The 7369-nt window shown below is 31.9% G+C and carries 6 protein-coding genes; 1 reads left to right on the forward strand and 5 read right to left on the reverse strand.

What is annotated here, in order from left to right; all coding sequences use genetic code 11:
- Positions 1 to 4: 4 nt before the first annotated feature.
- The 5 genes from ccrA to KA873_RS09265 all read right to left on the reverse strand — a co-directional run bounded on the left by ccrA (position 5) and on the right by KA873_RS09265 (position 5713).
- Entirely contained in the window at positions 5 to 1354 is a 1350-nt protein-coding gene (gene ccrA / locus KA873_RS09245) for a cassette chromosome recombinase CcrA (protein ID WP_031920592.1), read from the reverse strand.
- 191 nt (positions 1355 to 1545) lie between these two features.
- Complete coding sequence (locus KA873_RS09250; protein ID WP_031920593.1) at positions 1546 to 1821, reverse strand: recombinase family protein; 276 nt, start codon at positions 1819 to 1821, stop codon at positions 1546 to 1548.
- Positions 1822 to 1889: 68 nt separating this feature from the next.
- Positions 1890 to 3677 carry a cassette chromosome replicative helicase gene (cch1, locus tag KA873_RS09255; RefSeq protein ID WP_031920594.1) on the reverse strand — a complete coding sequence of 596 codons (1788 nt, stop codon included), beginning with the start codon at positions 3675 to 3677 and terminating at the stop codon, positions 1890 to 1892.
- A gap of 25 nt (positions 3678 to 3702) precedes the next feature.
- Positions 3703 to 3942: a hypothetical protein gene (locus KA873_RS09260; RefSeq protein WP_031920595.1), complete on the reverse strand. Its 240-nt coding sequence runs from the start codon at positions 3940 to 3942 to the stop codon at positions 3703 to 3705.
- Between the two features lie 232 nt (positions 3943 to 4174).
- A complete protein-coding gene (locus tag KA873_RS09265; protein ID WP_031920596.1) occupies positions 4175 to 5713 on the reverse strand; it encodes a hypothetical protein in 1539 nt (512 codons plus the stop codon).
- A 146-nt stretch (positions 5714 to 5859) separates the two neighbouring features.
- Between KA873_RS09265 and KA873_RS09270 the strand changes: the two genes are divergently transcribed.
- The gene (locus tag KA873_RS09270; RefSeq protein ID WP_031920597.1) at positions 5860 to 7278 is read left to right on the forward strand and encodes an RNA-binding domain-containing protein; all 1419 of its coding nucleotides are present in this window, start codon (positions 5860 to 5862) and stop codon (positions 7276 to 7278) included.
- Positions 7279 to 7369: the final 91 nt, after the last annotated feature.

Below are 7369 nucleotides of genomic sequence, written 5' to 3' on the forward strand. Positions count from 1 at the left end.
CTGATTAAGCAATCGATGATTGTGCTGTTTGATTGACGATGTTTAAGGGCTCATTTTTGAAATAGATACCTGTAAGCGTTTTACTTTTGGTAATATGAATTTCATCGATGTAAGGGTACAACATGTTTAACGTGAAACGTTGTTGAATGACATTTTGTAAAGCCTTTCGAATTTGATGCGTATGGATTGATGATATAGGTTTGGATTGTTGACATAATGATTGCGTTTGTTCTCTGAATGTTTCTGCATCAATTTTACATTGGGCTAATTTTTCTATCAGTTGTTCTTGCGTAAGTGTACTTTTAGCTTCTATGTCTTTTTGTTTTTTGAGTCGTTGTTGAATTGTATGGTTGATTTTTGAATACAACTGTTGATTTTGAAAGAAGTCTTGACATGTAGCTAAGACACTCGCTTCTAATGATTGTGCGTTGATTCCTTTGAATTCACAGACAAAACGAGATGCATTCATATTTTGTGGACAGACATAATAACGTAATGTACGGTGCTTTTTTCTAATGGTTATATTAGTCAACGTTGAACCACAATAAGGACATTTGATTTTTTGTTTGAGTTGATTAGCTGATGATGTCCGTTTGAGTTGCTTTTGTGATCGTATCGCTTGAGCTTGTTCATATATACTTGTCGAAACAATAGAAGGACACATGTTGTCATATTGCCCGTATTGATTAATGACTCGACCACAATAATTGGGGTTCATGATAATATTACGTACTTGATAGGGTTTACGATTGATGAATTTCTCGTCAGCTTCTAAGTACTGTGCAATTTTTTTATAACCATAGCCTTGAAGATAATAACTGAATACAGCTTTTATTGTTGGTGCTTTTACTGTGTCTATCGTGAAAGTACCATTATGATATTGATACCCAAAGGGTGCATGTGTTGTAATCATTTTACCTTGTTTCGCTTTTTCTTTGATTCCATTTTTGACTTGTTCGCCTATATTATCGGATTCTAGTTCGGCCAAGCTGATGAAAATATTGAGTTTGAGCCGATCGAATGCTTTATCCATATCAAAATAGCCATCATGAACGCTTAAGATATGAACATGGTATTTTTGACATAATTTCATGAGTTTTAATGCATTTTTTAGATTACGATGAAGTCGATTCAGACGATAGCAACATAATACATCACATTGTCCTTGTTGAATCAGTTCAGTAATTTGTTGGTAACCGTTCCGCTTATCAGTGCGTCCTGATTGCTTATCGCTATAAAATGTGATGTGTTGAATATTGTGTTTTTCAGCTAATGTCTTGATGGCTTGTTTCTGTGCTGCTAGAGATTGTTGTTTTGTTGTACTTTGACGTAAGTAACCTATTGCTTGTTTCATCGTATTTCCTCCTTCCACATTGATAATATATATTTATGAATGAATTTACACATAAGCCCAACACCAATCAGGTGTTGGGCGTTATTATTAGTCATCAGCGTGATTGATTTCTTCAATCACTAAATCAGCGAGTAATGTGATTAATTCGTCCATATTCTTCCTCCCAATTGATTATGATAGTAATAAAAGTGTTATACCAACATTGGAAACGTTGTAATGAGTTCAATACCTCGTGTTGAGCAGAGTTTGACCAATTTAGGATAATCTTCATAAATGCCCCAAAAGACAATACGTTTAGGTTTGACGTGCTTCAGTTTAATATCATTTATTAATTGGTTATCGTCGTTATAATCTTTTGTGATTTTATAACTATGTTCTTTACAATATGCTCTTACAGTATCAATAGGTTCGTCTAAGTAGGCTTCTCTTTCATCTGTAATATTATGTGCTAATACAATTACATTCATAGTTTATTCCTCCGGTTGATTTAATGAGCTACAACGCATAGAGCGTTGTAGCGGTATAATATTTAAATTTATAGTTCTAAATCGTCACTTGCTTTTTTTTCTTTCGCTTGTTTAATAAAATTATTAAGCAAATCTGGATTTGTATTATCATCAAATTTCGGTGATATGAAAGTTTCTGTATTGGAACTTAAGCCAAAAATAGGTGCAAGTTCTTTATCCAATTTAAGATGATAGAATACAATACTCCTAGATTTTCCTTGAGCATCTTTGACACTGCGCTTTGTTGTCTGTCTATCTCGATCAGAATCCATATAACCTTTTTCTTTTAAAGCTTCTATTACATTGTTGCTGTCTTGAAATTGATTATTATTAAGCATATCTTTGAAAACTTTGGCAATTATTTTAACTTGGATGTGGTCATCTTTAAGTTCTATGAGACCAAACCCTTCCAGCATATTTGATAATCGACCATCATCTGAAAATTTATTTCTGTACTGTGCTACAAATTGGACAATTAGTTCGATTGCTTTATCGGCTAATGACCGTTCAGCTATTGTTTCGTTATGATAGTTTAGTAAATACTCTCGCATTTCATCTAATAATACAGATCGATTTGTTACAGATGATAATATACGTGCAGAAGTAACAAATACCGCATAACGGTTGAACATACGCTGACCCGTTTTTTCTTTTTCATTGCTTAACGCATGTTTAAACCATTGCTGTTCTTCTTCGAAAAATGTTCTAACCGTGTTTTCATGATTTAGGAGAAAAGAACCGATTAAAGGTAATACATGACCATAATTTTGTCGTACACCTAGTTTTATATTGTCTGCGTTATCAGCACTGTGAGTGAATACATCATTTAACTCTATTGTACGAACGTATAATCCGTCATTCTTAGCGCTATGAGAAAAAATGCTATATTCAGAAGTGGAAACAAGCGATGTTGACCAGGTCTTCGTTTCTTTGGCTTCACCATGAACATTCGCTCTTTGACGGCCTTGCCCTTCAGCTATAGAATAGAGTAAGCCTGTCGTATCAGGGAATGTGGCAGTCGACAATTCATCAAAAGCAACAAGTATCCCGTAATTTTCATTGATAAAACCTTCTAAACCATTACGAGTTGTATTCCAACTACGAAATAGTGTGCTTGTTCCTTTTGTTGGAGCTCCACCTACAGAAACAGCTAACATTGCAGCTGTTGTCTTACCTGAACTACTGTGACCCGTTAGAGAGTATATTGTACCCCCGAATTCTATTAGGTCTATTTTGTTTAAGTAGCTTGTTACAAGGGCACTAACGCCCATTGTAACTGCCATTTCAAGCATTAAATGACCTTTAACTTCTGCATCGTACATTAATAACCATTGTGTATAGCTCCCCTTAGGTTCAAGGTCATATTTTCCATCACACAAAATTTGTGTGTTTTGTGGTATTGATGGATGATATTCAATATAGTTGGTATTGATTACTAATCCATCTTTTGTGTTAATTACGCCAGAACCGCTATACAAAGTGGCCATTGGCAGACTTTCACGCATTAATTGCAATGCATAGCCCAATTCGTGGATATATCGAGTGTTAATCGTAAAGCCGTAACCCATTAAGGAAGGAAGTTTCATAGGCGTTAAGATGTCGGCATCACGAATAACAGTATTACCATACTCGTTTTCTAAGATTAAGCGTTCTTTCCCAGATGTTGGATCTTGGAAGCGATCAGTGATATTGATATAACCTCCCAAATCCAAGTATGTCACTTTACCATCTTTAGTAGTGGGTTGGACTTCTTTTGTCCACCGTCCTGGTTTCGTCAATGCATACTGATTACGTTTAAATATTACTTTATTAGTCATATTGATAACCTCCAAATTTCAATAATTATTTCTTTTTATAAATTAAGGGTGAAATCTCACATATTATCTCCACAATATGTGGGTTCTTCTTTGCCCATGCAGCGTACTTTTGTCCAGCCTGTTGCTGTTCAGTAGTAGTACATGGTATACCAAGATAGCGATTCAACTCGTTGAAACTATATTGTGTACCAGAAGTTAACTGCTTATAAGTTACAGATAGTGCCGCTTTATAAAGCAAGTTGTAATTGGAACCACCGTTAGCCATGATTAAACTCACCTCAATTCATTGATATCTTTTATAATTAGTAATTACTAACTATGTTTCATATCTTAAAACTAAATTTTTCCATTATCGCTAACAATCTTCCAGATAGATAGAATACGAAAAAAGCGCAAACACCTTAATGAAAGGATGTTTGCGCCATAGTATAAAATGTAATTAGGAAGATTTTTAAGAAAAAGCCTTATATATCAAGCTTTGATGGATGAAAAAAAGTTTAAGTTTTTTTTATTATTCCAAATTGATATTCGTGCATAAATGAAAGTGTTTCTAAAAATGAAAGTGTGGTTTCACTTTTTAGATGGTTGAGATTAGCATGAAATTGCAATGGATTTTTACTACTAGATAGAGTATTATGCTTCTCAATATCTATAAATTCAAAAGTCATAATACTGTCAAATAAAGATTTATTAAATTCAAATATATTAAAAAAACTATTGAATGTGTGATTTGCATGCATATTATGTTTAACTGTAGAAAGTATATATTGATTTATTGATATGAGATCATTGTATCCTTTGAAATAATAAACGAAAAAATCTTTATAAACTTGATGTAATGGATAATAAGATAAGTCTTTTTCAAAATGATATGTCGCTTCTTCAATAAAAATCTCTTTTTGTTTCTTTGGTGCTGAATTCAATAATCTAGTAATAGTGTCTGCTTTACCTATTACTAAATGTACGGGAATAATGTCGCTTAATAATTTAACAAATTCAGAAAAATCTTTATTTAGTTGTTTCTTTTGATAATTTTTCTTTACTAGCTCTGACAATATACTATCTATTTGCAAGTGTTGTTGATTTTCTGAAGCCAGTTCAATTGTATTATTTTCTAATAATTTTAAATATAGATTATCTGGTAAAAACTTTTTGAGAAGGCTGTAACTTATAATTAACAGCGCATCATTGTATGTATAGAATTTATTAGAGAACGTGTTGTCACTGATTTTGGCGACATGTTGTAACAATTTCTTCACATAATGATTCAAACTATTTTCATTTAATGTAGAAGTGCTTTGATTAGTAGAAGCAAGATAATTTTTATAAGTTATAAAGAAGCTTTTTTGAATGTCAGCTAATTTAAACTGATTATTGTTATAAGACTTAGAAGTAGAGGCAATGTTGCGTTGGTTCGATAATGAATGTGCTAATTTGCTTAAATTTTGACTTTCGTAAGAATAAGAATTAGTAAATTTTTTAGGTTTTTTATATTTTAACTGCTTTAATCTTGCTTCAACAATATTGATAGATTCAGTGCTCATATTTGTTTTTTGATTTAATTGAAATCTATTTGATAGCTTTAGTTTGGTACCATAAAAATGTTGGTTAACTAAAATGTTTTTAATTTCTCTGGATGAAAACTTCATAAGTCCATCTTTATAAAACAAAAATTTCAGATAATTGGAAAAATTGCTGCTGTTTTCAATTTTGAATTTAGAAATTATTTCTTCTTTTATAGTAAAAAATTGATCATTAACTTCAGAATGATCAAAATTATTAGTTAGCCACGAATAGAGTCCTTTAAATAATCTTTCAGATATTATTGAAAAAGTGCCTTGCTCGCCATATAAATCCATTAAATATTTAAAATCATTTCTGATGCTGATTTGATTTTCGTTATAATCTACTTCGTTAGCTAAATCTGGATACATGCTTAAACGTACTTCAAATTCTTCGATATGACTTGTAGCATCATTAAATAGGCTTGCAAAAGCCTTAAGTATTTCACTATTTGTATTTTTAACTTTAAACATGATTAATTACTCCTATCAAATTGTGGTTATATATCTTATTAACCACTTTGTTTACTTTGATATTACCACAAGTTAAAATATAAAAAGAGACTATAAATTATACCATGTGGTAGGTATGACTGTTTAAAGAAAAGAGGGAACGTGATTTGTGTAAATTGGAATATTATCAGAATACAAAAGAAGGTACTCATTTTGATAGAAAAGAAGCAAAGATTGATGATAGAAAGTTATTGTCTCATATTGTTGGTTTTGCAAATGCTGAGGGTGGGACACTAGTTATAGGTATAAGTGATGATGGTCATGTGACTGGTTGTAAAAATAATAACAATAGAGATTTAGAAACTATTAAGCGTCTTATTAATAATGGTTTGGTGCCAAGCATAGAATTTAATATTGAAGAAATAGAAATTCTAAACGATGATTACATATTAGAAATTAACATTGAACCTAAAACCGATTCAGTAGTATATGTACGCGATAGTGAAAATGTATATTTAAGGCAGTCTGATAGTACAGATAAACTTAAGCATAATCAAATAGTGAGTCTTGAGTATGATAAAGGTCAACGATCTTTTGAAGATGAGCTGAACTTAGACTTTGAAGAGGAGGATTTAGACAGAAGTTTATTTGATGATTATAGGACAGCGATGAACACAAATCAGTCTGACTATGAGATTTTGAATGTTAGGACAGCGACAAATAAAAAAGGATACTCAAATGCAGCAATTTTAATGTTTGCTAAAAACCCATGTAAATACATCCCGAATGCTAGAGTTCGTTTCATAAGATATGAGGGAACAATTCAAGAAACGGGATCTCGGCTTAATATAATTAAAGATCAAAGTTTTGACCATCCATTACCAATTTTAATAGAAGAAGTTAGCAAATTAGTAAGCAGTCAATTAAGAGATTTTAATAGTCTAGATAGAAATGGGAAATTTATAACTGTGCCAGAATACCCTGAGTTTGCTTGGCTTGAGGGCTTAGTGAATGCGGTTGTTCATAGAGATTATTCATTAACTGGAGATTGCATTAAAATTTCTATGTATGATGATCGATTAGAAATTTTTAGTCCGGGAAAATTACCGAATATGGTAAATATTAATAATTTGAAATATACGCGCTTTTCTAGAAATCCGAGAATTGCACGATTAATGGCAGATTATGGATACGTAAAAGAACTGAATGAGGGAGTGAAGAGGATTTATGATGAGATGAAAGAATATTTTTTAAACGATCCTGAATACTCAGAACCTGCTAATAAAGCAGTTTTATTAAAATTAGAAAATAATATTATGACTAGAAAAAAAAGAAAAGACGATAAAATTAATGACCATGTTACTGAAGAAGTAATGCAATACCTTTCTAAAGACGAAAGAAAGATAATTCAATATGTTTACCCATCTAATGAAATCAATGTAAAGTTAGCAAATGAAATTCTTGGGAAAAAAGATACATATTCTAGAAAAATTTTAAATGGATTACTAGATAAAAAAATACTTTACTGGCATGGCAGTAGTAAACAAGATCCTACCCAGTATTATTCTTTATACGACGAGGAGTAACGAGGAGTAACGAGGAGTAACGAGGAGTAACGAGGAGTAACGAGGAGTAACGAGAAGTAACGAGAAGTAACGAGTAGTAACGAGGAGTAAC

It is taken from the genome of Staphylococcus sp. GDY8P45P (assembly GCF_017892745.1).
Taxonomy (GTDB): Bacteria; Bacillota; Bacilli; order Staphylococcales; family Staphylococcaceae; genus Staphylococcus; species Staphylococcus cohnii.

Bases quoted from the DNA above. Each gene is read 5' to 3' on its own strand.
- ccrA (WP_031920592.1), bottom strand. From the start codon at position 1,354: ATGAAACAAGCAATAGGTTACTTACGTCAAAGTACAACAAAACAACAA.
- KA873_RS09250 (WP_031920593.1), bottom strand. From the start codon at position 1,821: ATGAATGTAATTGTATTAGCACATAATATTACAGATGAAAGAGAAGCC.
- cch1 (WP_031920594.1), bottom strand. From the start codon at position 3,677: ATGACTAATAAAGTAATATTTAAACGTAATCAGTATGCATTGACGAAA.
- KA873_RS09260 (WP_031920595.1), bottom strand. From the start codon at position 3,942: ATGGCTAACGGTGGTTCCAATTACAACTTGCTTTATAAAGCGGCACTA.
- KA873_RS09265 (WP_031920596.1), bottom strand. From the start codon at position 5,713: ATGTTTAAAGTTAAAAATACAAATAGTGAAATACTTAAGGCTTTTGCA.